Annotated in this window: 24 protein-coding genes; 8 read left to right on the forward strand and 16 right to left on the reverse strand. The window is 63.2% G+C overall.

Going from position 1 to position 25,978, the window contains the following annotated elements:
- The first annotated feature begins 3 nt into the window (after window positions 1-3).
- From N4Q37_RS16670 to N4Q37_RS16700, 7 genes are all read left to right on the forward strand, one after another.
- Window positions 4-732 carry a class I SAM-dependent methyltransferase gene (locus N4Q37_RS16670; protein WP_260959488.1) on the forward strand — a complete coding sequence of 243 codons (729 nt, stop codon included), beginning with the start codon at window positions 4-6 and terminating at the stop codon, window positions 730-732.
- Window positions 729-1,211, forward strand: a complete 483-nt coding sequence (locus N4Q37_RS16675) for a DUF3261 domain-containing protein (protein ID WP_260959491.1) — start codon at window positions 729-731, stop codon at window positions 1,209-1,211. The genes N4Q37_RS16670 and N4Q37_RS16675 overlap by 4 nt, the downstream gene beginning before the upstream one ends.
- Window positions 1,208-2,404 carry a beta-ketoacyl-[acyl-carrier-protein] synthase family protein gene (locus tag N4Q37_RS16680; RefSeq protein ID WP_260959506.1) on the forward strand — a complete coding sequence of 399 codons (1,197 nt, stop codon included), beginning with the start codon at window positions 1,208-1,210 and terminating at the stop codon, window positions 2,402-2,404. Before N4Q37_RS16675 ends, N4Q37_RS16680 begins: the two co-directional genes overlap by 4 nt.
- Window positions 2,401-2,868, forward strand: a complete 468-nt coding sequence (locus N4Q37_RS16685) for a hotdog family protein (protein WP_260959507.1) — start codon at window positions 2,401-2,403, stop codon at window positions 2,866-2,868. Before N4Q37_RS16680 ends, N4Q37_RS16685 begins: the two co-directional genes overlap by 4 nt.
- A complete protein-coding gene (gene fabG / locus N4Q37_RS16690; RefSeq protein WP_260959509.1) occupies window positions 2,865-3,593 on the forward strand; it encodes a 3-oxoacyl-ACP reductase FabG in 729 nt (242 codons plus the stop codon). Before N4Q37_RS16685 ends, fabG begins: the two co-directional genes overlap by 4 nt.
- The gene (locus tag N4Q37_RS16695) at window positions 3,593-4,819 is read left to right on the forward strand and encodes a beta-ketoacyl-ACP synthase (protein WP_260959511.1); all 1,227 of its coding nucleotides are present in this window, start codon (window positions 3,593-3,595) and stop codon (window positions 4,817-4,819) included. Before fabG ends, N4Q37_RS16695 begins: the two co-directional genes overlap by 1 nt.
- 185 nt (window positions 4,820-5,004) lie before the next feature.
- Window positions 5,005-9,081: a dermonecrotic toxin domain-containing protein gene (locus N4Q37_RS16700; RefSeq protein WP_260959513.1), complete on the forward strand. Its 4,077-nt coding sequence runs from the start codon at window positions 5,005-5,007 to the stop codon at window positions 9,079-9,081.
- 52 nt (window positions 9,082-9,133) lie between these two features.
- Here the strand turns inward: N4Q37_RS16700 and N4Q37_RS16705 are convergent, their stop codons facing one another.
- Complete coding sequence (locus N4Q37_RS16705; RefSeq protein WP_260959515.1) at window positions 9,134-10,021, reverse strand: LysR family transcriptional regulator; 888 nt, start codon at window positions 10,019-10,021, stop codon at window positions 9,134-9,136.
- A gap of 147 nt (window positions 10,022-10,168) precedes the next feature.
- Here N4Q37_RS16705 and N4Q37_RS16710 point away from each other — a divergent pair, with 147 nt between their 5' ends.
- A complete protein-coding gene (locus N4Q37_RS16710) occupies window positions 10,169-11,410 on the forward strand; it encodes an MFS transporter (RefSeq protein ID WP_449301165.1) in 1,242 nt (413 codons plus the stop codon).
- A gap of 26 nt (window positions 11,411-11,436) precedes the next feature.
- Here N4Q37_RS16710 and N4Q37_RS16715 read toward each other — a convergent pair whose 3' ends face one another.
- The 15 genes from N4Q37_RS16715 to N4Q37_RS16785 form a co-directional block, all read right to left on the reverse strand.
- Window positions 11,437-11,892: a type II secretion system protein M gene (locus N4Q37_RS16715; RefSeq protein WP_260959519.1), complete on the reverse strand. Its 456-nt coding sequence runs from the start codon at window positions 11,890-11,892 to the stop codon at window positions 11,437-11,439.
- Window positions 11,889-12,995: a type II secretion system protein GspL gene (gspL, locus tag N4Q37_RS16720; RefSeq protein ID WP_260959520.1), complete on the reverse strand. Its 1,107-nt coding sequence runs from the start codon at window positions 12,993-12,995 to the stop codon at window positions 11,889-11,891. Before gspL ends, N4Q37_RS16715 begins: the two co-directional genes overlap by 4 nt.
- Window positions 12,995-13,840 (reverse strand): type II secretion system protein GspK, encoded by an 846-nt coding sequence (locus N4Q37_RS16725; RefSeq protein WP_260959522.1) that lies wholly within the window; start codon window positions 13,838-13,840, stop codon window positions 12,995-12,997. Before N4Q37_RS16725 ends, gspL begins: the two co-directional genes overlap by 1 nt.
- A complete protein-coding gene (locus N4Q37_RS16730) occupies window positions 13,837-14,364 on the reverse strand; it encodes a type II secretion system protein GspJ (protein ID WP_260959524.1) in 528 nt (175 codons plus the stop codon). Before N4Q37_RS16730 ends, N4Q37_RS16725 begins: the two co-directional genes overlap by 4 nt.
- Window positions 14,357-14,731 (reverse strand): type II secretion system minor pseudopilin GspI, encoded by a 375-nt coding sequence (gspI, locus tag N4Q37_RS16735; protein ID WP_260959534.1) that lies wholly within the window; start codon window positions 14,729-14,731, stop codon window positions 14,357-14,359. The genes N4Q37_RS16730 and gspI overlap by 8 nt, the downstream gene beginning before the upstream one ends.
- Complete coding sequence (gene gspH, locus N4Q37_RS16740; RefSeq protein WP_260959536.1) at window positions 14,724-15,191, reverse strand: type II secretion system minor pseudopilin GspH; 468 nt, start codon at window positions 15,189-15,191, stop codon at window positions 14,724-14,726. The genes gspI and gspH overlap by 8 nt, the downstream gene beginning before the upstream one ends.
- A 2-nt stretch (window positions 15,192-15,193) precedes the next feature.
- Window positions 15,194-15,649, reverse strand: a complete 456-nt coding sequence (gene gspG, locus N4Q37_RS16745; protein ID WP_260959537.1) for a type II secretion system major pseudopilin GspG — start codon at window positions 15,647-15,649, stop codon at window positions 15,194-15,196.
- Window positions 15,650-15,652: 3 nt separating this feature from the next.
- Complete coding sequence (gene gspF / locus N4Q37_RS16750) at window positions 15,653-16,861, reverse strand: type II secretion system inner membrane protein GspF (protein ID WP_260959539.1); 1,209 nt, start codon at window positions 16,859-16,861, stop codon at window positions 15,653-15,655.
- Between the two features lie 4 nt (window positions 16,862-16,865).
- Window positions 16,866-18,338, reverse strand: coding sequence for a type II secretion system ATPase GspE (gene gspE / locus N4Q37_RS16755; RefSeq protein ID WP_260959541.1), 1,473 nt, complete (start codon window positions 18,336-18,338; stop codon window positions 16,866-16,868).
- Window positions 18,335-20,257: a type II secretion system secretin GspD gene (gspD, locus tag N4Q37_RS16760; protein ID WP_260959543.1), complete on the reverse strand. Its 1,923-nt coding sequence runs from the start codon at window positions 20,255-20,257 to the stop codon at window positions 18,335-18,337. Before gspD ends, gspE begins: the two co-directional genes overlap by 4 nt.
- Window positions 20,258-20,265: 8 nt before the next feature.
- A complete protein-coding gene (locus N4Q37_RS16765; RefSeq protein ID WP_260959545.1) occupies window positions 20,266-20,793 on the reverse strand; it encodes a type II secretion system protein N in 528 nt (175 codons plus the stop codon).
- A gap of 8 nt (window positions 20,794-20,801) precedes the next feature.
- On the reverse strand, window positions 20,802-21,335 hold the full coding sequence (locus N4Q37_RS16770) for a cytochrome b (protein ID WP_260959699.1): 534 nt from the start codon (window positions 21,333-21,335) through the stop codon (window positions 20,802-20,804).
- Window positions 21,336-21,403: 68 nt separating this feature from the next.
- Window positions 21,404-22,870, reverse strand: coding sequence for an N-acetylglucosamine-binding protein GbpA (gene gbpA / locus N4Q37_RS16775; RefSeq protein WP_260959550.1), 1,467 nt, complete (start codon window positions 22,868-22,870; stop codon window positions 21,404-21,406).
- Between the two features lie 343 nt (window positions 22,871-23,213).
- Entirely contained in the window at window positions 23,214-24,281 is a 1,068-nt protein-coding gene (gene hemE / locus N4Q37_RS16780; RefSeq protein WP_260959552.1) for a uroporphyrinogen decarboxylase, read from the reverse strand.
- Between the two features lie 269 nt (window positions 24,282-24,550).
- Complete coding sequence (locus tag N4Q37_RS16785; RefSeq protein ID WP_260959555.1) at window positions 24,551-25,969, reverse strand: FAD-dependent oxidoreductase; 1,419 nt, start codon at window positions 25,967-25,969, stop codon at window positions 24,551-24,553.
- Between the last annotated feature and the right edge of the window lie 9 nt (window positions 25,970-25,978).

Consider the following 25,978-nt stretch of genomic DNA (forward strand, 5'->3'; position numbering starts at 1 on the left):
ACCATGAGCTACCTGAGCGACAGCTACGTCGAAGAGACCCGTTTCGGCTTCTGGTTCTTGCGCAGCCACACCTGGCAGCACCACGTGTTGCGGGTGGCGATCAACGACCTGCGCAGCCTGTTCGACACGCCGCTGCCGGCCAGCCCGGTGCTGCTCGACGCCGGCTGCGGCCAGGGCAAGTCGTTCCAGTACCTGCGCCAGGTGTTCGCACCGCAACGCCTGATCGGCGTGGACGCCGACCCCCACAGCCTCGACCTGAGCCGGGAGGAAGCCATGCGCCAGGATCTGGCCGTGGACCTGATCGGCAGCGACTGCGCGACGTTGGCCGTGCCCGATGCCAGCGTCGACCTGCTGTTCTGCCACCAGACCTTCCATCACCTGGTGGAGCAGGACAAGGCCCTCGCCGAGTTCTATCGCGTGCTCAAGCCCGGCGGCTACCTGATGTTCGCCGAGTCCACCGAGGCCTACATCGATACCTGGGTGATCCGCTGGCTGTTCCGTCATCCCATGCACGTGCAGAAAAGCGCCGCGCAGTACCTGGAGATGATCCGTGGACAGGGTTTCCAGTTCGACGCCCGCAACGTGTCCTACCCGTATCTGTGGTGGAGTCGTGCCAAGGATTTCGGCCTGCTGGAACGCTTTGGCCTGCGTCGTCCCAAGCCGTTTGGCGAGCGCGAGGAAACCCTGGTCAACGTGGTGGCGCGCAAGCCCCTCGAAGGGGGCGCCGCATGATCCGCGCTCTGTTGATCGGCTGCCTGTTGCTGCTCGGTGCCTGCGCCAGTCACGTGCCGTTGCCCGAACGTACGCCGACCCTGGCCTTGCCCCTGCAACTGCACATCGAGCGGACACTGGCGGGCCAGCGCCAGGACTGGCTGCTGGTGATCCAGCGCGAAGGCGCAGGCATTCGCTGGTCGATGATGGACCCGCTGGGTATTCCCGTGGCCCGTCAACGCCTGGTCGACGGCCAGTGGCAGGCCGACGGCCTGTTGCCGCCCAATGCCGAAGCCCGTGAGCTGTTCGCCGCGCTGCTGTTCGCCCTCACGCCCGAAGCCGAACTGCCTGGCAACTACCCGGTCGCCCGGCAGCAGGCAGCGCAACGGACCTTCGAAACCCGCTGGCAGGTGCGCTATCAGCAGCCACTGGTTTTCGACATGAACCTGGCCCAAGGGCTGCACTACCGCATTACACCGTTGAGCGAGAGCGCCCCATGACCGCCTATTTGAATGCCCTTGGGTTGATCTGCGCCCTGGGCCGAGACAAACACAGCGTTGCCCGCAACCTGTTCGCCGGCGATTGCTCGGGCATGCGCCTCGAAGAAGGCTGGGTGGCCGAACGCGCCTTGCCGGTCGCGGCGGTGTCGGGCGAACTGGCGCCCATCCCCCTGGCCCTGGCCGCACAGCGCAGCCGCAACAATCAGTTGCTGCTGGAGGCAGCGCTACAGATTCGCGCCGACATCGACCAGGCCATCCAGGCCTACGGTCGCACCCGCATCGGCATCGTCCTGGGCACCAGCACCTCGGGTATCGATGAGGCCAGCGACGCCATTGCCCACTACCTGCGCGAGCAGCAGTTTCCCGACGGCTACGACTACCAGCAACAGGAACTCAGCGCGCCGGCCAATTTCCTTTGCGACTGGCTGGGCTTGAGCGGGCCGTCCTACGTGATTTCCACCGCCTGCACCTCCAGCGCCCGCGCCCTGATGAGTGCCCGTCGCCTGCTCGACCTGGGCCTGTGCGACGCGGTGCTCTGCGGCGGCGTGGACAGCCTGTGCAAGCTGACCCTCAACGGTTTTTCGGCACTGGAAGCCGTGTCGAGCGAACGCTGCAATCCGTTCTCGGTGAACCGCAGCGGCATCAACATCGGCGAAGCGGCAGTGCTGTTTCTGATGAGCAAGACGCCAGGCAACGAGGCTCCGATTGCCTTGCTCGGTGACGGCGCCAGTTCCGATGCCCACCATATTTCCGCGCCAGAGCCCAGCGGTCGCGGCGCGCGCCAGGCGATGGAAAAGGCCCTGCGCTGCGCAGGCCTTGCGCCCGAGCAGATCGACTACCTGAACCTGCACGGCACCGCCACACAACACAACGACGCCATGGAAAGCCTGGCGGTGGCCGGGTTGTTTCCGGCCGGGGTGCCCTGCTCGTCCACCAAGCCCATGACCGGCCATACCCTCGGTGCGGCCGGGGCCCTGGAAGCGGCGTTCTGCTGGTTGAGCCTGAGTGCGGACAACACTGCCCAGGCCCTGCCGCCCCATGTCTGGGACGGCCAGGCCGACCCCGCATTGCCGGCACTGGACTGGGTAAACGCCAGCACCCGCTTGAACCCGATCTCACCTCGCCGCCTGATGAGCAACTCGTTTGCCTTCGGTGGCAATAACGTCAGCCTGATTATCGGAGACGCCCCATGATTGACTGGCCGCTCGCCGAACTGCTGCCTCACGCCGGCGACATGATCCTCATCGACCGGATCCTGGGGTTCGATGACGAACAGATCCACACCCACGCCACCGTCAAGCCCGCTGGCCTGTTCAACCTCGACGACGGCAGCCTGCCGGCGTGGGTCGGCATCGAACTGATGGCCCAGAGCGTCGCGGCCTTCGCCGGTTGCCATGCCCGCCAGCGCGGCGATGCCGTGGCACTGGGCTTCCTGCTCGGTACCCGCAAGTTCGAATGCAACGTCGAAGCGTTCCCGGCCGGCACCGAGCTGACCATCCACGGGGTACGCTCACTGGAAGACGACAACGGCATGGGCGTGTTCGAATGCCATATCCACGCGCCGGGCATCCACGCTTCGGCCCGGCTGAACGTGTTCCGTCCGCCCCAGGCTGCCCAATACCTTCATGAACCGTCCGCAACAGGAACCCAGCCATGACTGAATCCGTACTGGTCACCGGCTCCAGCCGTGGCATTGGCCGCGCCATCGCCCTGCGCCTGGCCCAGGCCGGGCACGACATCGTGCTGCACTGCCGCAGCGGTCGCGCCGAGGCCGAGGCCGTGCAGGCCGAAATCCTGGCCCTGGGCCGCAACGCCCGGGTGCTGCAATTCGACGTGTCCGACCGCGCGGCCTGCAAAGCCATTCTCGAGACCGATGTCGAAACCTACGGTGCCTATTACGGCGTGGTGCTCAACGCCGGCCTGACCCGTGACGGCGCCTTCCCGGCCCTGAGCGAGGACGACTGGGACAATGTGATGCGCACCAACCTCGACGGTTTCTACAACGTGCTGCACCCGGTGATGATGCCGATGATCCGTCGGCGCGCCGCCGGCCGGATCGTCTGCATCACCTCGGTGTCCGGGCTGATCGGCAATCGCGGCCAGGTCAACTACAGTGCCTCGAAGGCCGGCCTGATCGGCGCGGCCAAGGCGTTGGCAATCGAGCTGGGCAAGCGCAAGATCACGGTCAATTGCGTCGCGCCGGGGCTGATCGACACCGCCATGCTCGATGAAAACGTACCCGTGGAAGAATTGATGAAAATGATCCCCGCCCAGCGCATGGGCACCCCGGAAGAAGTCGCCGGCGCGGTGAACTTCCTGATGTCCGCCGAAGCCGGCTACATCACCCGCCAGGTGCTGGCCGTCAACGGAGGCTTGTGCTGATGAAGCGCGTCGTCGTCACCGGCATGGCCGGCATCACCTCGGTGGGCAGCGACTGGCCGACCATCGCCGCCAACTTCGCCGCCAACCGCAGCGGCATCCGGCGCATGGATGAATGGGACCGGTTCAGCGAATTGAACACCCGCCTGGCCGGGCCCATCGACGACTTCCAGGTCCCGGCGCACTGGACGCGCAAGCAACTGCGCAGCATGGGCCGCGTCTCGCGCCTGTCGGTGAGCGCGGCGGAACAGGCTCTGGCCGACGCCGGCCTGCTGGGCGACGAGTCGATCAAGGATGGGCGCATGGGGGTGTCCTGTGGCTCGTCCACCGGCAGCACCGACGAGATCAAGGCCTTCGGCAACATGCTGCTCAACAGCGTGGCCGAAGGGCTGAACGCCAACTCCTACGTGCGGATGATGCCCCACACCACCGCCGCCAACATCAGCATCTTCTTCGGGCTGACCGGGCGGTTGATCCCGACGTCCAGCGCTTGCACCAGCGGCAGCCATGGCATCGGTTATGCCTACGAGGCCATCAAGTTCGGCCGCTTGCCGATGATGCTGGCCGGCGGCGCGGAAGAACTGTGCCCGACCGAAGCGATGGTCTTCGATGCGCTCTACGCCACCAGCCTGAAAAACGATGCGCCGCACACCAGCCCGCGTCCCTACGACAAGGACCGCGATGGCCTGGTGATCGGCGAAGGCGCCGGCATGCTGGTGCTCGAAGAACTGGAACATGCCCTGGCGCGCGGTGCGCGGATCCATGCCGAAATCGTCGGCTTTGGCAGCAACGCCGACGGCCAGCACGCCACCCGCCCGGAACTGGTCACCATGCGCCGGGCCATGGAACTGGCCCTGGAAGACGCAGGCCTGCCTCCCTCAGCCATTGGCTACGTCAACGGCCACGGCACCGCCACCGAGCAGGGCGACATCGCCGAGACCCTGGCCACCAGCAGCCTGTTCGGCGAACACATGCCCATCAGCTCGCAGAAAAGCTTCCTCGGCCACACCCTCGGCGCCTGCGGAGCGCTGGAGTCCTGGTTCAGCATCGAAATGATGAACAGCGACCGCTACGTGCACACCTTGAACCTCGACGAGGTCGATCCGCAGTGCGGCAAGCTCGACTACCTGCGCAACGAGTTCCGGTCGATGAGCAATGAGTACGTGATGAACAACAACTTCGCCTTTGGCGGCGTGAACACCTCGTTGATCTTCCGGCGCTGGCGCTGAACCTGTGGGAGCACAGCTTGCTCGCGATAGCGGTAAGTCTGCCTGCTGCGATGTTACCTGAGCTGCCGTCAGGCTCAGGTAACCCGTACTCTATCTGACACCAGCGCATGCGGTATCTATATACCGCCCCCTCCTCGCACTGACTCAATACGTTGTTCCTTCCGAAAATCTCTGAGGAAGAGAACATGCTGGAGAACTACTCGTTACAGACCGCAAGTGACCTGTTGATACACCGACTCAATGTTTCGCAGCAGCAGATGATCCGCCTGAACGACGCCATTCCACAGCCCACGAAAGTGGCTGCGCAACACTTGGATGACGCCTTCAGAACTGCCTTCCCCGCGCTGGCGGGCAAGGTAGCCGTCAAAGAAATACTCGTGTGCCGGCTGCAAGACGAACCCCTCCCTCAATCCGAGCGAACAACCGACGCGCCGGTTTTCAAGCGCAAGGTGACGCAAACGATTCCCCTCGACACACTTTTCTGGCGTGTGCTGGCTGGAAATATCGATGCACACGAGTTCTTCGATGAGTTGGGCAACATCGACATCGTCACCGATCAAGACAACGTCACGCAGATGCCCGCCGACCTGAACAGCCGGGACGCCAAGCAAGCCATCGAGCGACTGGTAAGCATCACCCCGGCGTCGTGTCAGCGGCTGCTGGCGCAAGCACTGGACGACTTCTGGGACAACCCACCCGAGCCCAGCCAGGACCGCAGCGTCAGCGAATGGTTGGCCGATGAATTTGGAGCGCAACTCAAGGCACAGGCCGATCTCCACCGGCTGGACGGAACCCTCGGCCAGCCCCTGCACAAAGCGGCGACGGAACATGCGTTGTCAGCACCGGACGCAGCGTCACGCGCCAGGTTGGCTGCGCGTGACCGGCCCGGGATTTTCAGCCTGAGCGTCACCCCCGAAGGATGGTGGTCCAGCGTGCCGATGCCGGGCGCCGTGGTGCTGACACAACGAGACAACGCTGACGACCCAGACGGCACGATGCTGTACCGCCCGGGAAACCCGCTGGAGGCGTACGCCGATCTGAGGGCGCTAAAAACCAACCTGACAAGCGACGAGAACAATGCCCGGGACGAGGTGAATACCGCCTCGTTGGACGAAGACTTTCTCGCCCGCCTGGTCGCCGACCTGCGATTGGTGCAGAAGACTGCCGTGGGCGACGCATTGCTGGACGGACCGGGAGAAGGCGAAGCGATCAACGCCTGGATGACCCGGGTGGATGACGCCGCAAGCCTCAGGGACAGGCTGGACCTGGCAGGCGCCATGGACGAGCGTGCGCTACGGCTGTATCAGAAAAAACTGGACGATTGGCTACACGGCAACCCGAACGTCACAGGCAGTGATCGCGTGGCCTGGTGGAGAGCGGTGCAAGCGCTGCAGGCAGCCCTGGAAGATACGCCACAACCGCCGGACCCGGTGACGCTGGCCAGCCCTGACGCGCTTCGGGACCGGAGCCGCACCCTGCTGGCCGGGTTCATCAAGGACAGGTACGCCCCGATCGACCCGGACCAGGTCTCCCTGAGTATCCGCAAGCAAATCACCGACCCGCACGCGCCGACGGGTGAATCGCCATTTGGCTCCGGGGTCGCGCTGGGCCGGGTAAAGGCCATATTCGATGATCGTCGCTCCCTGACGGAGTGGGCGATGGCCAATCTCACGCCGGACGAACGCAATGCCGCTCACGCGACCGTGGAGGGGCCGTTGACCTTTGCGCAAATAGTGGAAGTCATCGAGCGGGCCAACATCGGCTCCCGGCTGCCCGCCGCATTGCAACTCGCCGCTCGGGAGCAGCAGGGCGAATGGATGTCCCTGAAAGGGAAACAGATGCGCGCACAAGCGTGGGCCGCGCATATCTCGGGCGACTTCAGGCACGACAAGGACAACACCGGCCTGAATCTGGTGCTGGCCGCGCTGGACAGTCCAACGCCCGAGGAGCGCCGCAAGGTCAATGGACACGAGGTGGTCGTCCGGCAGGTCCAATGGGGCGACAGCATGCTGAAAGAACTGCTGGTCTTCGGCGTCAGGAAGTTCGCCAGCCGACCGTCGCTGACGCTGTATACGCCAGGCGCGCCGGACGGAAAAGTGTTCAGGGACGTAGACGCCGGAAGCGACCGGGAGTTGGAGGCCGCGCTGGTCGCGACGCTCACCGCCACGCTGGACATGACCCGCTGGCTGATTGCGCAACGGCCGCTGATGGAACAAGCCGATCAGTTAGCGAGCCTGGTGCCAGCTTCGGAAAACCTGACCCTCGATGAGAAAATCAAGAGGGTGACACAGCCCACTTTCTCGTGGATAAGACACCGGGTTCAGGATGATTTTGCGTTGAACGTCAGCTCCCCCGTGGTCAAGGGCGACCTGCTCAAAGCGCTGCACGAGACGCAGGTCAGCCATGCGCTCAAGACCGCTGACGCGCTGACGGTGACAAACGCCGAGCGCGATAGCACCGCGGCCCAGGAAGGGCGCAGACGCGGCGTCGCACTGCTGACCGGCGCGATGGCGATGTTCTATGGCGGCCGCCTGGGCGGGGTGCTGGGACGGGCGGTCCTGCCGGTGATGGCTGGCGGCGCCGCGGTGGCGGCCATCAAGGATGAGGGCGGCAGCTTGAGCCAGTGGACCGCAGACTTTCTCAGCGGATTGGGCGAGGTCCTGGCGGAAGCCGGACAGGATGTAATCATGGCCCGCGCGGCACGACGCCGGAGCAGCCCCCGCCCGCCACTGTCTTCCCTGCCCCGCATGCCTGACCCGGAGCTGGGACCGTTCCTGCTGAAAGGCTTTGACGGCAAGGGCCTCGTACCCGAAGGTCGTGATGTGTACCGGGACGCGACCGGCCAAGGTTATTTGAAGCTGGGAAATGACTACTGCAAAACCGCGATCCAAGAGAACCAGCGGATTGTCTACGCACCGAATAACCGTACCCATCAACGAGCGGTGACCTGGAAAAACGGTCATTGGCACATCGAAGCGCCACAACGACTACTCGGTGGTGGAGCCCTGCTGAGTCTATTCAGGCAGCCCCCGGAAACTCCGCAGCAAAAGACCTATAACACGTTGGTAGAGAGCGTACTCGTCGACCATTATTGGCCCTCCCGGGAAGTGGTGAATATGACCCGGAAGGTCATCCATACCATGCCCGATGAGCTGGCCGAGCGCATCTTGCGCGAGAGCATGAATGACATCAACGTACGTGACATGGACGCTTATCGCTCGCGCATAAGCCAGATCAACAAAGGGCTCCTGAGCCTCGCGCAACATAAGAAGCCCCACGAAAACCTGATGTATAAATTCAACGTATGGCAGGCCGTCGATTATTGCGCCAAAGACATCGGCACGCAGCTAGGAGGGATCCAGCTGACTGCCGCTCAAAAAATAAAAGTATTCGACATGACCCTGCCGCTCAAGAAGGAACTTTTCGACAGCGAAGGCAACTTCAAGATGATGATGTCGTCCCTGCCAGACAACCTCACTGGCGCGTTATTCATCACCATCATCCCTGAGCAGGGAAAAAAGAAAGCCGCCATGACCAAAATCCAGGACGACATTCATGACGTGATCAAGGCAGCGGAAAAGCGCGTCTGGAGCGATCTGGGCGACCTGTACTCAAGGGAGGGGCCCGAGGTAGAAACCAATAGGGAAAAATACAAAACAAATCCCGAGAACTTCTTGGAATACAAAAAGAAAAAGCTCAGCTTCTTCAGGGACGAGCTGAAAAAACGCCACAAGCCTGGGCTGCTGACGGAAATCCGCAACAATAAGATTCCCTATGTCATCGCCAACAAGGGCAAGTCGCAGCGAAAAACCTTGTTGGTCACCGCTGAGGACATTACAAACTTCACGAACAACCTCTCGAACTACGAGGCGTTCGATATCGAGGTCATGACCCAGGTCCCGAAGAAAAAAGTCCTCGGCAAAACGCCTGCAACCACGCCTTCCCCCGCTATCGCTGAAGCGTCGACCGCAACCGACAAATTCACGGTAAGTACCAGCTCACTGGCTGAAACACAGATGTCATATGACACTTTCCCCGAAGCGGCCCGGGTCAAGATCAGTGAAATCATGGAAGACATTCGCGCCGGCAGGGCCACAACCAAAAAAATCAACCGCTATTACTGGTACGACATGGCGCAATTGTCGCCCGGCAGTGGCAGAGGCGCCTGGCGCGCCGCGTTCGAACGCAAAGGCGATACATGGACTCTCCAAGGGTTCTATGACTATCACACCAATAAACCTGCGACGGTTTGGGGAGGCTAAGCACACCTGCTAAATCGCGGGCAAGCCTTGCTCCCACACTAAGGCAAAGCCGCTATAGGGTATTTCCAGTCAACGCGACGAACGCCGCCGCCATCGGCGAGCGCTGGTCCTTGCGCTGCACCAGCCACACTGCCGACACCGCCGCTGGATCGAGCAGCGGCCGGTAGACCACACCGTCGATGCGCATGCGCTGGTAAGACGCTGGCAGCACCGAAACCCCCAGCCCTGCCGCGACCAGGCCAATGATGGTCATGGCTTCGCCGGCTTCCTGGGCGAAATGCGGGCTGAAGCCAGCGTCACGGGCCAGGCTCAGGAGTTGGGCGTAGAGACCGCTGCCGTAGCTGCGGGGAAAAAACACGAACGGCTCATGGGCCAGGGCCGAGAGAAACAGCCCCTCTTCATTGCCCTGGGCCAGGGGATCCTTGGCGCTGAGCACTGCCACCAGCGGTTCGCGGCTGAGCTCGATTTCCACCAGGCTGTCGGGCAGCGGCAACGGTCGCATGATGCCCACTTCGATCGTTTCGTCCACCAGGGCGTCCGCCACTTGGGTACTGCTCATCTCCCGCAGGTTCAGGTGCACCGCCGGGAAACGTTGGCGGAACGAGAAGATCGCCTGGGGAATGGTGGAATTGAACGGCGCCGAAGAGGTGAAGCCGATTTTCAATTCGCCCAACTCACCCAGTTGCGCGCGGCGGGCCACATCGGCAGCCTTGTCCACCTGGGCCAGCACCCGGCGCGCCTCGTCCAGGAACAGGCGTCCGGCCTCGCTCAACTCGACCCGACGATTGGTGCGTTCGAACAACCGCGCACCGATCTCCTGCTCCAACGCCTGGATCTGCTGGCTCAAGGGCGGCTGGGAAATGCCCAGGGCCAGCGCAGCGCGACCGAAATGCAGCTCTTCGGCCACCGCGATGAAGTAACGCAAGTGACGCAATTCCATGGGACACCCAATAAGTCGATAGACGTCTTAAACAGGTCGAACAATATATTGGATAGAAACATTAGCCGGCTATATGCTTTTTTCACTGCCTGCCGTGCTCCTGCGAGGTCCATCGTGAAAACCGCTGTCGCCCCACTCGCCCATGAAATTTCCCCTCGTGTGCAAGACGATGTCGTCGAACTGAAAGACGTCTACATCGAGAAAGGCACGCCGATGTTCATGCGCACGGTGCTGGCGTTGTTCTGCGGTGGCTTTGCAACTTTCGCCCTGCTCTATTGCGTGCAACCGATGATGCCGCTGTTGTCCAGGGAGTTTTCCGTCAACGCGGCGCAAAGCAGCCTGATCCTGTCGGTGGCGACCTGCCTGCTCGCCGTCGGCCTGCTGATCACCGGTCCGATTTCCGACCGCATCGGCCGCAAGCCGGTGATGGTCGCGGCATTGTTCGCCGCCGCGCTGTGCACGATCGCCAGCGCCATGATGCCGACATGGCAAGGCGTACTGGTGCTACGCGCCTTGGTCGGCCTGTCGTTGAGCGGGTTGGCGGCGGTGGCGATGACCTACCTGAGCGAGGAGATCCATCCCAAGCACATCGGCCTGGCGATGGGGCTGTATATCGCCGGCAACGCCATCGGCGGCATGTGCGGACGCCTGATCACCGGCGTGCTGATCGACTTCGTCAGCTGGCACACCGCGCTGCTGGTGATCGGTGGCCTGGCCCTGATCGCGGCGGCGGTGTTCTGGCGGATCCTGCCCGAATCACGCAACTTCCGGCCCCGCTCGCTGCACCCGCGCAGCCTGCTGGACGGTTTCACCCAGCATTTTCGCGACGCCGGGTTGCCGTTGCTGTTCCTTGAAGCTTTCGTGCTGATGGGCGCGTTCGTGACGTTGTTCAACTACATCGGCTATCGCCTGCTGGCCGCGCCCTATCACCTGGACCAGGCTTTTGTCGGGTTGCTCTCGGTGGTGTACCTGTCAGGCATCTACAGCTCGGCGAAAATCGGCGCGCTGGCCGACAAGCTCGGGCGGCGCAAGATGCTCTGGGCGACCATCGCGCTGATGCTGGCCGGCCTCGCCCTGACCATGGTCACACCGCTGCCGCTGGTGATCCTGGGCATGCTGGTGTTCACCTTCGGTTTCTTTGGCGCCCACTCGGTCGCCAGTAGCTGGATCGGCCGCCGCGCCCTCAAGGCCAAGGGCCAGGCATCGTCGCTGTACCTGTTCAGCTATTACGCCGGATCGAGCGTGGCGGGGACGGCGGGCGGCATGGCCTGGCACCTGGGTGGGTGGAACGGCGTCGGCCTGTTCATTGGCGGCTTGTTGATGGTGGCCTTGCTGGTGGCGGTGAAACTGGCGAAGTTGCCGTTGTTGCCGGGGAATGTGCAGGTTTAGCCATCGCCCATGCCCCTGGTCAGACCTCATTGCCGCAAAACCATCCGTGCGACCAACACGCCGTTCTCCACCTCCAGAGTCAGCGACTGCAACATTGCGCCCTCGCGCTCTTGCTGATCCAACCAGTGAAGCAACGAACCCGCATCCCCCCTGATGGCGAGTCGCAACGAATCGCCATCGACCTCCATCTGCGCGATGTCCAATCCTGCCGCCGTGGCGCTGTCATTGACTCGCACCGACAGCGGTCCCTCGACAACCACTGAGGCGCGAGCGGGCTCGGCGTGCCGGATCCGGACACTCAACTCGGCCTGCTGTCGATATTGCCGTTCGGCGACCTCCAGCCGGTGCCGGGCGGGTTGCCAGATCGACAGGTAGACCAGCACCGACAACACCAGCCCGACCATCCCCAGCAACATCTGTTGCTCACGGTGTGAACGTCTCCCCCAGCCTTGCTTCAGGCTCAGCCATGCATTGACGTTCATCCCTTGTCCTCCAGCGTGAGGGTCGCCTGTACCCGGTTGTTCTGTTTGCTGGCACTGCCCAAGGTGAGGAGCAAGCCGTTCTGTTGCCCGCGCTCACGCAGTTGCTCGAGCTCAACGAAGCTGTTGGCCGTCAGCTGGATTTTCCAACCCTCGTCTTCACGAAAATCGATGCGCTGTACCTCGACGTTGCTGGCGCCAATGACCTGCTCCGCCAGGCGAACCAGGCGCACGACCTGGGTGTCCTGGGGTTGGCCGCGACGCCCCTGCAACGCCTGGAACTGCGCGGCCAGGTCGACGATCCGCGTCTGCTCGGGGTACAGCGACCTGAAGCGCTGTTCGCTCTGGGCATACAGGAGCCGGGTTTCGCTGTCCAGATAGCGGACGCGGACTTCGCTGAACGCCCAAGCGAGCAGCGACACACCCAGTGCGACCATCGCCACGCCGCGCCAGGGCAGACGACGGCGGCGCCGGCGGAACTCCCCCTGCAACAAATCGATGGGATGTCCGCCACCGTTCAGCAGCCACTCATCGATACCCGGGCAGTCGCTCCCCTCGTCCAGCCAGTGCATGTCTTCCGGCAAGTCGGGCTTGAGCACCGCCAAAGCCTGGGCAGACAACGCCGCCCGCGCCGGCAATGCGCCGCCCAGCAACCAGCGACCGAACCAGCGCACACCAAAGGCCGCGTCGCCGGGCAGCAGGTCCGCATCGACATACACCGCACGGACATCCACACCTTCGACCGCCAGTAGCGCCAGCAATGCCTGGAACCGGGCCCGGTCCGTCACCATCAGCGGATAACACTGCTGGCGGTCCCGGCGACCACTGCCGATGTGCAGCACCTCGACGTCCTCGCTCAGTTGCTCTTCGATGGCGAATGCCAGGGCCTGAGGCCGGGGCTGGCGTCGGGACGGCCACGGATCGCTGCGCAACCAACTGCACATTTCCATCGGCAACAACACGTCGACGTCGCGCCCGCGCAATTCGCGAGCCGCTTCGTGCAGGGGCAGGCGACGCCGTTCGCCCGTTGGCGACCACACGCAACACGGCCAATTGGCGCCCGGGCTGCCAAGGCCTTCGACGGTCAGGTAAAGCCAGGTTTTCATCAAGGAAGCTCACTGGGACTGAAGGGTAGAAAACGGCGCTGGCGCACAGTCCAGCGACCGCTGGCAGCGTCGCGCTCGACATCCGAGGCCAGCCGTAGACGGCTGCCGGCGCGCGTCACGCTCACGGTGATGCGAAACCAGCGGCTGCTCACACCGAGCCCGTGGCTACTGAGGCCCAGGCCGGACACCAAGGCGTCGTTGGTAAACGCCTGGACGCTGGCGTAAGGCTTGGCACGGCGCTGGTTGACAAGCGCCTCGGCCGGCCCGGCCTCCATGCCATCGAGAGTCATCAGCAACAACCGCGGCGCGGTGTTGACGTTCAGCCGCGCCTCTTTGGGCAGCAACACCACCCAAGGCTCCAGGTGCCTCAGTGTCTGTGCGTCGATGCCGGGCAACAGCCGCAATTGACTCAACTCCTGCACCGGGCCGACCTGGGGCAACGACAGCGCCGGCAGATCCAGCAAGTCCAACAACCGGCTCCACCGACCGAGGGTGACCTGATCGACTTGCCCCTGGGCCAGCAGCGGGGTGAGGTTCAAGCGCGCGGACAAGTCCTCGATATCAATATCGATTTCCGCGTCTTCCAGCGTGAATGCAGGTTCGAGCCGCGCCCAGTCCTGGCTCAGGTCGACGGGCCCGGAGGGGGTGATTGCGCTGCCTTCGAGCACCTGCTGCGCCCAGGCTTCAGCCGCCAGCCCCAGTTGGCGCAACTGGAGCTGTTGCAATGGCTGCGCGCTGCCCTGCACCAACAGGCGATGACTGCGCAACATGCCGCCAGTGAGCAACAACGCCAGGCTCAACACCAGCAGCACACTGATCAGCGCCACGCCGCGTTGTCGGTTCATGGCAACGATCCAGGCAACAGCAGCATGCGGCGGATCTGCTCGAAACGCCCTGTCGACAGCGTCAATTCCAGCGCCAGCGGCTCGCCCACGGTCTCGCTGCGCCAGCCCCGCTGCGGATCGAACAGTCGCCAGTTCAAACCGCGCACGTCGTCGAGCAGTTTCTGTCGCTGCGCGGTGTCCGTGCCTTCGCCGCGACTGTCACGCCACAACGCGGCGCCTTCGAGCCGATAGCTCACGGTCTGACGCTCGCTGCGGGGCTGGTCCAATGGATTGCGCCAGTGACTGCGCTGCAGTTGCAGCCCTGCCGGCGCGAGCACGACCGTGCCGGTCACGGACTGCCAGGCATCGCGCTCGATCACCCCCACGGCACGCTGCAAAGCCCTGAGGTCGCGCTCATGTTGGGCGGTTCCCTGCTGGGTACGGACAACCCCATCGAACAGCCGCCAACCGGCCAGGCCGAGCAAGGCAAAAATGGCGATGGCGATCACCAGTTCCAGCAAGGTGAAGCCCGACTGTCTATTCATCACGGTTGCGAATCCAGCCGGTGGTACGGTGCGCGACAGAGCCGCTGGCGGCCCGATCGACCTGGATCTCCACCTGGAGCAGGCGCGGATCGCGCGACGGGGCGATACGCTGTTGCAGCGTCCAGTCCCGCTGGGCCAGGTGCCGGGTCAATCGCTGTTGCCCGACGGGCGTGGCGGTTTGCAGGCGCAGTTCGCTCAACTGGTTGTCCGCCAGCCAGGCACCGAACAGACGGTCCTCCAGGCCGGCGCTTTGCTTGAGCACGAACTGGCTGGCCGACAGCACGGCCGCCGCCAACGTGGCGAAAATCGCCAGGGCAACCATGATTTCCAGTAGGGTAAAGCCCTGGCTGTCACGCGCATTAGCCATCGATCAGCGGCTCTGTGATGCCATCGCTCGATACCCGCGAAATTGTCTGGCCGGTGACCTTGATGGATAGCCTGAACGGGCTGATCTCATCGCTGCTGAGCATCAGCAATTGCGGTGCGCCCGGCCCATCGTCGAGCCTCACGGCATAGCCGTCCTGCTCCAGCCCAAGCGTCAGATCGCCGGGCAACCGATGCGCAGCCGCCACCTCGCTCCAACCCTGGGCTTGCAGCCGTAATGCCTGATAGCCGCGAAGCTGCACGCGCACACCGTATTCCTGCCCGTCCAGCACCGCCCGTTCGCGCAATTGCTGCACCAGCCGGCTGAAGTCCTGGGCTTGCTGGCGGGCCTCGCGCGTCGGGCTCGGCCCGATGGCGAAGCTGACCATGCCTGCCACGACCCCGATCAACACGATAACGACCATCAATTCGAGCAAGGTGAAACCGCGACTTTCACGTCCCATGTTCACTCGGCCCAATTGCCAATGTCGGCGGCAAACCCGTCACCGCCCGACACCCCATCGGCGCCCAGCGAGTACAGGTCGTAACCGCCATCGAGCGCCTTGAGGCCAGGGTTGAGGTACTGATAGGGCGTACCCCAGGGGTCGACCGGCAGGCTCTTCAGATACCCCTGGGGGTTCCAGTTTTTCGCGGCTGGCGTACCGGAAGGACGCTTGCTCAACGCTTCCAGGCCTTGTTGGGTCGAGGGGTAGTGGAAGTTGTCCAGGCGGTACATTTCCAGGGCCGTGGCAATCGCCTGGAGGTCGGTCCGGGCGGCGGTGGTCTTGGCTTGATCGGGCCGGCTCATGAATTGCGGCACCACGATGGCACCGAGGACGCCGATGATGACCACCACCACCATGATTTCGATCAGGGTAAAACCGCGTTGACGACGCAAAGGTCGGTTGTGTTGAAGCTTCATGGATCAATTCACCAATTGGTTGAGACTCAGGATCGGTAGCAGGATGGCCATGACGATCAGCAGCACGACGCCGCCCATCAGCACCAGCATGGCCGGTTCGAAAAGGCTCACCACCAGGGCAATGCGCGCCGCCAGGCTGGCCTCCTGCTGTTCGGCCGCGCGGGCCAGCATGTGGTCGAGTTCGCCGACCCGTTCACCGCTGGCGATCATGTGCAGCATCAGCGGCGGGATATCACCGCTCAGCTCCAGGCCACGGGTCAGGGTCCCGCCCTCGCGGACCGAACGCGCGACGTCGGCCATGCGGGCGCGGATCGTCAGGTTGCCGATCACCTGCGCGGCGATGTGCAGAGCCTCCACCAACGGCACGGCGCTCTTGCTGAGGATCGCCAAGGTGCTGGCGAAACGGGCGGCTTCCATTGCCCGCAACACCTCGCCCAACATCGGCAGGCGCAGCAACAGGCGATGCCAGCGCAGGCGCCACAGCGATTGGCGCAGGCTCCAGCGCCACAGGCCAACCATCGCGGCCAACACGCCTAGCAGCCCCAAGCCATGGCGGCGCAAGCCGTCGCTCACGGCGATCAGCGCCTGGGTCAGCGCGGGCAATGGCTGGCCGCTGTCGACGAAAATCTTCACCACATCCGGCACCACGTAGCCGAGCAGGAACGCAACGATCGCGATGCAGGCGAACATCAGGATCAGCGGATACACCAATGCCAGTTGAATGCGTTGGCGCGAGGCCTGGCGCGCCTGGGTGTAGGCCGCCAGTTGTTCCAGCACCTGGCCCAGGTGACCGGATTGTTCACCGGCCGCCACCGTGGCGCAGAACAGTTCGGGGAACGCCCGCGGAAACGTCCTCAGGGTGGTCGCCAACGCGTGGCCCTCCATCACCCGACCGCGCACCGCCGACAGCAGGTGGGCGACACGCCGCTTCTGGCTCTGTTGCGCCACGGCCCCCAGCGACTCCTCAAGGGGTAGACCGGCCTGGACCAGCGTGGACAGCTGCAGCGTCAGCAACGCCAGGTCAGCCGGGCTCAGCCGCCCTCCGGCATGCCGCGTGCCAGCGGTGCGCTGCTCTGCGGCATCGTGCAATTCGCTGGGCAACAAGCCCCGCTCACGCAGCAACTGGCGCGCATGCCGGGGGCTATCGGCTTCCACGCGGCCCTTGCAGCGCCGGCCCTGGGTATCTTCCGCCCGATAGTCGAAGGTCGGCATCGCGCTAATCCTCCTGGGTGATGCGCAGCAGTTCATCGACGCTGGTCAGGCCTTCCAGCACCCGTTGGCGACCGTCCTGGAACAGGCTGCGGGTGGACTTGCGTGCCTCGAGGGCCAGCGCCTGCTCGGTGGCCCCCTGATGAATCAGCTGCGAAACCGTGGCGTTGACATTCACCAGTTCGTAGATGCCGAAACGCCCGCGATAACCTTTCTGGCACTGCTCGCAGCCCTGGGCCTTGAACAGCTGTGGCGCGGCGTCGGCGGCAAGCCCCAGGCGCCGGCAGAGGGCGGCGTCGGCCACGTAAGGCGTCTTGCAAGCGGGACACAAGGCCCGCAACAAACGCTGGGCGACGATGCCGGCCAGGGACGAGGCCAGCAGATAAGCATCTACGCCCATGTCCAGCAATCGCATGACCGCGCCGACAGCGGTGTTGGTGTGCAGGGTCGAGAGCACCAGGTGACCGGTCAGGGACGCCTGGACGGCGATTTCGGCGGTTTCGCGATCGCGGATCTCGCCGACCATCACCACGTCCGGGTCCTGGCGCAAAATGGCCCGCAAGCCACGGGCGAACGTCATGTCGACTTTCGGGTTGACCGGCATCTGGCCGATGCCCGGCAGGTGATATTCGATGGGGTCTTCGACGGTGAGGATGTTGCGACTCTGGTCGTTGATGCTGCTCAAGGCCGCGTACAGGCTGGTGGTCTTGCCCGAACCCGTGGGACCGGTCACCAACACGATGCCGTGGGGCTTGCCGAGCAATTGCCGCAGGCCGGCAAGGGTGTCGTCGGGCAGGCCCAGGCGATGCAGGTCCAAACGCCCGGCCTGTTTATCGAGCAAGCGCAACACCACGCGTTCGCCATGGGCCGAAGGCAGCGTGGAGACCCGCACATCGACTTCATGGCCGGCCAGGCGCAAAACCATTCGCCCGTCCTGGGGCACGCGCTTCTCGGCGATATCCAGGCGCGCCATGACCTTGATCCGCGACACCAGCAGCGTTGCCAGCTCCCGGCGCGGGCGCAATATTTCCTGCAACTGGCCGTCGACGCGTATCCGCACCGACAGGTACTGCTCGAACGTTTCCAGGTGCACGTCGGAGGCGTGTTCACGCACCGCTTCGCTGAGCAGGGCATTGATCAGGCGGATGATCGGCGCATCGCCCTGCTGTTCCAACAGGTCGGTGGTCTGCGGCACTTGATCGACCAGGCTGAGCAGGTCCAGCTCTTCGTCCAGCCCTTGGGCCACCTGCTCGGCGGCGCGCTGACCCTGGCGATAGGCACTGGCCAGGCGCGTGGCGAATGGCGCCGGCTCCAGAACCAGGATCGGCAACTCGCGCCCACACAAACGCCGGACTTCGGCCACGGCGGTCAGCGGCGTATCGCGGCGTATCACCAGGCTCAACCCCGCGCCCTCGCCGTCCAGCAGCACGCCCCAGCGCCTGGCGAAACCAAACGGCAGCGCGACCTGGAGATCCGTCACAGGGCACCCGAACGCGGTTGTGGATCGGCCATCGGCGCCTCCGTGGACGCATCGAACAACTGGCGAGGATCCCGGGGTAGCAACAGCGAATTATTTTCCCGCGAGCCGGGTTTGCTCAGCTCCCGCAGCGCGTCGTAGCGCTGGCGGCTGACCTCGGCCAGGTCTTCGTTGCTGCGCACGATGGTCGGGCGCAGGAACACCATCAGGTTGCTTTTGGTCTGGGTGTCGCGGGTCCAGCGAAACAGCGCACCCAGGTACGGAATACTGCGCAGCAGAGGCACACCGCTTTGCTGGGTGCGGACACTGTCGCGGATCAACCCGCCGATCACGATGATCTCGCCATCGTCCGCCAGGATCGTGCTCTTCAAGGCGCGCTTGTTGGTGATCAGGTCCGAGGAGTCGATGCCGGAGACCGATGGCGCGATGTCCGAAACCTCTTGCTGGACCTCAAGACGCAACGTCGAGCCTTCGTTGATATAGGGCTTGACCTTGAGGCTGATGCCGACGTCCTTGCGCTCCACGGTGGTGAACGGATTTTCCGCGCCGTTGCTGTTGGTGGCGTAGGAACCGGTCTTGAACGGGACGTTCTGGCCGACGATGATTTCCGCTTCCTGATTGTCCAGGGTCAGCAGGCTGGGGGTGGACAACAGGTTGCTGTGGGCATCGCTCGCCAGCGCCGAGACCAGCGCGCTGAAGCGGTCGCCGCCCAGACGCAGGAAGGCGCTTTCCTTGGTCTTGTCCAGTTTATCGAGGTCCAGCCCGATGATCGGAATGTCGGTTCCCGGAAAGTTGACAGCCCCTGCCGCGTCGCCCCTGTTGACACCCCACTGCACCCCCAAGGCTTCAGAGATATCCCCGGTCACTTCGACGATGGCTGCGTGAATGAGCACCTGGGCCCGGGGCTGGTCCAGTTCGCGGATGATGTTTTCAATGGTGCGGACCTGGGCCGGCTCGGCGATCAGCACCAGGGCATTCTGGCTTTCATCGGCCTTGACCATGAACGGACTGGCGGTGGCGCTTTCCCGCAGGCCGGCGAGCGCCGGTGTGGTTTTCTTGTCCTGCCCGACGGCTTCCAGCACCTCGGCCAGTTGCTTGGCATCGCTGTGGCGCAAGCGGATGACCCGCGCGTTGTCCTCGGCGGCGGTGGGGGCGACGTCCAGGGTCCGGGCCAGATCCGCTAGGCGTTTGCGCACTGCCGCCGTGCCGATGATCACCAGGCGGTTGCTGCGTTCGTCAGCGATGGCCAGCCCCGCGGTATCCCCTTCGCGCTTGCCGGTGGAGGCCTCGATGATCGGCGCGATATCCCCGGCCCGGGCATGCCGCAAGGGCAGCACCACATGGTTGCGATTGCGTCCCGAGTCCAGCTGCTGCACCACCGTGCCGATGCGCCGGACATTGGCGGCGGTGTCGGTGACCACCAAGGCATTGGACGATACCGAGGGCCCCACGTAACCGTTGCCCGACACCAGCGGTCGCACCAACCCGGCCACATCGGCGGCAATGCTCGAGTGCAGTTCGATGACCTGGGTGACGAACTGCGAGGGCATGGCGCTTTTCGCGTCGCCGCTACCGGCGCGCGTCTTGGCTTCGCCGACCGGGGTAATCAGGATCCGCTCGCCTTCGTCGATCACGGTGAAGTTATGGGCATCGAGTACCGAGTAGAACAACCGACGCACGCCCTCGCGGTCCAGCGCCTGGCGGGACATGACGGTGATGCGCCCCGACACCCGGGGATCGAGCACCACGGTCTTGCCCAGGATCGCCGAGAACTCATCGACCACATCGCGCAGTTCCGCATTGTTCATCGCCAGTTGCCATTGGGCCTCCTCGGCGCGCAGGACGCCGGGAAGAGTCAGCGGAGAAAACACGGCAAGGCAGAACAAGGCACTCGATACACCGCCCCGGATAAAGCTGTTCATCAATTCGATCACTCTGATTGCCCGGCCACCGGGCGTAGGTATTGCGAGGAATGAGGCGCCGCCGGAGGTTCGTCGGCGGGGTCCAGGCGACGCAGCAAGGGCTTTGCCGCTTGTTGCAGGGCCAGCCGCTCCTCACGTCCGTTGCGCCATAACATTACGTGGTCGGCCTCGACCCGCCGCAGCACGCTGCCGCCTGGCAGGCGCTCACCCATCGCATACATGCGCGGTCCGGCGGCGTCCGCCAGCAAGGCCCGCGACAAACCCGGGCCGGCGACGAAACTGGCCAGCAACGTCAGCGCTTCGGCACTCGGCGCGTGGGCATCTTCAGGCGTCAGGCCCAGCACCGTCGCCACCGCTTGCACGTTGGGCAGATCGCGCACCGGAGCCACTTTCGGCGCAACGAACACCGGCACATCAAGGCCCAACTGCTGGCGAAAGCGCCACTCTTGCCCCACCAGGAACACCCCGTACAGCAACGGCACGAGCACCCACGCCACCTTCGCCAGACGGTGGGTGGTGCCAAAAGACAAACTCACCTTCATGCTCACCGGAGCATCACGCGGGGGCGCTTCGCCAAAGACATCCGGCGTACCACCCTGCGACCGGAAAGCTCATGCCAGACTACCGCGCACAGGTGCAGCGCAATCAGCGCCGAAAGCACCGCGCAAGACAGGGTATGGATGGTATTGGCCAGCTCGATCAGCGACAGATCGCTCAGCGGCTGGGGGATCCGAACGAGGCCGAAGACGCTGATGGCACTTTTCATCATCAGCACACCGGTCACCAGCACGACGCCAATGCTCAGGTAGATCAGCGCGTGCACCGACGTCGCCAATCCCTTACCCGATGCACGCGCCGCTCCCCGGGGTTCCAACTCGCGGACAAACAACCAGGCCCGCCAGGAAAAAAACGGAATGAACAGGGTGGTCAACGATACATTGAGTGACCCGACCCAGTGCTCGGTCGAAGCCGACACCGGGTAGTACGTCACATAGAAACCTGACGCCAACGCCCACAGAATAATGACTGCAGACAACCAGTGCAGCAGCACCCGTCGCCCGGAATAAAGAACATGCATCACCGCGCCCCTCGTCTGAAGGCTCCAGGCAACCCATGCGGATCACCTGGAGCCGTGCCTGTCAGGACTTACAACTTGTCCCAGGCGCTTTGCCACGCAGCACCGACACCCGGCTCAAAACCATTCGCCGTCGGGCTGTACTGTTTGCAGTAGCCGGACGCCGGGAACGGCTTGCACTCGAACACTTCGTCGGTCTTGGGTTGCAGCACTTTCGTGCCGGCGGTGTATTCAGCGATGCCTTCCGGGAACACGAAGTCGTACTCGATGCCCGCGCCTTCGCCGGTCAGGGTGACGGCCTGGGTTTGCTGGCGCGTGGTGCGCCCGTCTTCGGTGGTCCCCACCAACGTCAGGGTGTGAGCGCCTGGGGCACTGCGCACGTCCAGGCTCAGGCCGGTACCGCCCTCTCCCACGGTCTGGCCGACAGCACCGACCTGCTTGTTCTTCTCATCGAACAGTGTGGCTTCCAGGTTCATCCGGCGGTTGGTCTGCGCGGTGAACGCCATGCTGACCCGGCCCTTGTCGAGGACGTACTCCGGTTGCAGGGAAGAAATTTCCAGGCTGGCGCTGGCGTCTTCCTGCATGTCCAATTGCACTTGATAGCCGGTCACACCGCTTTCTTTCTGGGCGTACAGCCTGTTGCTGCCCTTGACCGGCGTGATATTGCCGTCTTCATCACGAATACCGGCACGAATCAGAGCATGGGCTTTGTTGATAGCTTCGGCCAGCTTGAACGACCAATTCTCAGGCTTGCCTTCTTCAGCGTTGTCGATGCTGATTTCTACGCTGTACTCAGCATTTTCGCCGGTGGCGGAAAATGCCCGGGCCTTGACCTTGTCACCCGCCAGCAACGGAGTCGATGGGGTAATGTTGCCTACCGGCAACCAGCCGCCTGGCAATGCGGCTTCGGCGAGAATGTTCACATCCACCGGGTTGTAGAAGGCGTTATCAGTGTCACCCACTGTCCAGACAGCCAAGATGACGTGATGACCCGATTTACTGTCAGGAATGACGCAGTTGTGCGGGGCACCGCTTACCGGAATTTGATGACCGCCATCCACCGTACAGAACGGCGTGCTGTCGAATGAGGCGCGCTTGAGCTCCTCGTTCGGCATCCAACCGTCGCGGGTGATGAAATATTCGTGTTTGCTCGTCCGGTGCGCTGCGTCGTATTTCCATTGAAAGGTAATGTTGCGGTCCCTGATTTCGGTCAGGTGCCAGCGCGAAGCCGATTGCGCATCAAGAGCGGAAAAGTTGGCGTTGCCACCGCTGGCGATCTTGCCGTCGATAGGGCCTTGCAGCGGCCCGCCACCTGCTCCATTCGGGAAGCCCTTGAAGGTCTCGCCGGTACTGTGCGGCTCGTATTGCGCGCCGCCGCAGTTCTTGTTGACCCCTTTCTGGCACAACAGTGCACGAGAAGGCGGTACTTCGACGAAACCATGAGCCAGTGCCCCCTGGGAAGCCATCATGGCCGAAAACAGAACTAACGACGATGCACACCCTGTTAGCACTCGACGCTTGTTGAAGTTGTTTTTCATATAAGTTCCAGACTAGTCATCAAATTAGAACGACGTATCACCGTCTTCTTGAAAGACCTGCCAGACCGGCACAGCGCCTGACCTTTCAAGTGCCCGGAACCTTATAGAAAGTTTAACGATCCCTATGTAGGACAAATCGTCCAACATAGAAGGAAAGATCTCCTAATCTATTTGTCTTACACAATTAGAGAAAACTCTTACAAAGAGAAATAGCTGTCAAACACACACAAACAGACATACCAGACAAGTACAACTACCTGGTTTCATGCAGGACGTATTAATACGCGGACATTAAAAAGCCTGTCCGGCGCAAGTCCGGACAGGCTGGGTGACAGGTCTGCAATCAGACGTGGTATTGCGCCGACAACTCGTGCACTGCCCGCAGGAAGGCACCGGCGTGCTCGGGGTCGACTTCCGGCGTGATGCCATGGCCGAGGTTGAACACGTGGCCGCTGCCGCTGCCATAGCTGGCAAGGATCCGAGCGACTTCGGCACGGATGGCCTCAGGCTTGGCGTACAGTACGGTCGGGTCCATGTTGCCCTGCAAGGCGACTTTATGACCGACGCGCTCGCGGGCGTTGCCGATGTCGCAGGTCCAATCCAGGCCCAGGGCGTCGGCGCCGGCATCGGCGATGCTTTCCAGCCACAGGCCGCCGTTCTTGGTGAAGAGGATTACCGGGACCTGGCGACCTTCATGTTCGCGAATCAAACCGCTGACGATCTTGCGCATGTAGGCCAGGGAAAACTCCTGGTACGCCGCCGCCGACAGGTTGCCGCCCCAGGTATCGAAGATCTGCACCGCTTGTGCGCCGGCGAGGATCTGGCCGTTGAGGTAGGCGGTAACCGACTGGGCCAGCTTGTCCAGCAACAGGTGCATGGCCTGCGGGTTGTCGTACAGCATGGCCTTGGTCTTGCGGAAGTCTTTCGACGAGCCACCTTCGACCATGTAGGTGGCCAGGGTCCAGGGGCTGCCGGAGAAACCGATCAGCGGCACACGACCGTTGAGTTCACGGCGAATGGTGCTGACCGCATCCATGACGTAACCCAGGTCCTTTTGCGGATCGGGAATCGGCAGCGCCTCGATATCGGCCAGGGTGCTGACGACTTTCTTGAAGCGCGGGCCCTCGCCGGTCTCGAAATACAAGCCTTGGCCCATCGCGTCGGGGATGGTCAGGATGTCGGAGAACAGGATCGCCGCGTCCAGTTGCGGGTAGCGGTCCAACGGTTGCAGGGTGACTTCGCAGGCGAACTGGGGGTTCATGCACAAGCTCATGAAATCACCGGCCTTGGCGCGGCTGGCGCGGTACTCCGGCAGATAGCGGCCGGCCTGGCGCATCATCCACACCGGGGTGACGTCTACGGGTTGCTTGAGCAGGGCGCGAAGGAAACGATCGTTCTTCAGGGCAGTCATGTCGGCATCCGGAAAAAAAGTGCGGGCATTTTCTCAGAGCGCGACGCAAAAGGCACGGCAAGAGCCGTGCCTTTTATCTATCGGGGCAATTTGTCGCGGTGCCGCATAATATCCAGCAACGCCACAAAACAACTGTGGGAGCAGCTTTTGTGGGAGCAAGGCTTGCCCGCGATGAGAACACCGCGGTCTCTTGAGTACCGCGGCGCCTGGATCGCGAGCAAGCTTTGCTCCCACAAAAGCTCGCTCCCACAGGGTTTTGTGTCGCTCGGTCAGACTTGCAGGTAATCCAGAATCCCCTCAGCCGCATTGCGGCCTTCGAAGATCGCCGTCACCACCAGGTCGGAACCACGGACCATGTCGCCGCCGGCGAAGATCTTCGGGTTGCTGGTCTGGTGCTTGTACTGGCCTTTTTCCGGAGCCACGACGCGGCCCTGGCTGTCGGTCTGGATGCTGAACTGCTCGAACCACGGTGCCGGGCTCGGGCGGAAACCGAAGGCGATGACCACGGCGTCGGCCGGGATGATCTCTTCGGAACCGGGAATCGGCTCGGGACTGCGGCGACCACGGGCGTCCGGCTCGCCGAGACGGGTCTCGACCACCTTCACGCCTTCGACCTTGTCTTCACCGACAATGGCGATCGGCTGGCGGTTGTAGAGGAACTTCACGCCTTCTTCCTTGGCGTTCTTCACCTCTTTGCGCGAGCCCGGCATGTTGGCTTCGTCACGACGGTAGGCACAGGTCACCGACTTGGCGCCCTGGCGGATCGAGGTGCGGTTGCAGTCCATCGCCGTGTCGCCACCGCCGAGCACCACGACCTTCTTGCCTTTCATGTCGACGAAATCTTCCGGCGACTTTTCAAAGCCCAGGTTGCGGTTGACGTTGGCGATCAGGAAATCCAGGGCGTCGTAGACACCCGGCAAGTCCTCACCGGCAAAGCCGCCCTTCATGTAGGTGTAGGTGCCCATGCCCATGAATACCGCATCGTATTCTTCGAGCAGTTGCTCCATGGTCACGTCCTTGCCCACTTCGGTGTTCAGGCGGAACTCGATGCCCATGCCGGTGAAGACTTCGCGGCGATTGCTCAGCACGGTCTTTTCCAGCTTGAACTCCGGGATGCCGAAGGTCAGCAGGCCACCGATTTCCGGATTCTTGTCGAACACCACCGGGGTCACGCCACCGCGCACCAGCACGTCGGCGCAGCCCAGGCCCGCCGGGCCGGCACCGATGATCGCCACGCGCTTGCCGGTCGGCTTGACCTTGGACATGTCCGGGCGCCAGCCCATGGCGAACGCGGTGTCGGTGATGTACTTCTCCACCGAACCGATGGTCACCGCGCCAAAACCGTCGTTCAAGGTGCAGGCGCCCTCGCACAGGCGATCCTGCGGGCACACCCGGCCGCAGACTTCCGGCAGGGTGTTGGTCTGGTGGGACAGCTCGGCGGCCTGGAGGATGTTGCCCTCGGCCACCAGCTTCAACCAGTTGGGAATGAAGTTGTGCACCGGGCACTTCCATTCGCAATACGGGTTACCACAACCCAGGCAGCGGTGGGCCTGGTCGGCCGACTGCTGGGGTTTGAAAGGCTCGTAGATCTCCACGAACTCTTTCTTGCGTTGACGCAACAGTTTCTTCTTCGGATCCTTGCGCCCGACATCGATGAACTGGAAGTCGTTATTCAGACGTTCAGCCATTGTTAAAAC

Source organism: Pseudomonas citri, assembly GCF_025336485.1.
GTDB classification, from domain to species: Bacteria; Pseudomonadota; Gammaproteobacteria; order Pseudomonadales; family Pseudomonadaceae; genus Aquipseudomonas; species Aquipseudomonas citri.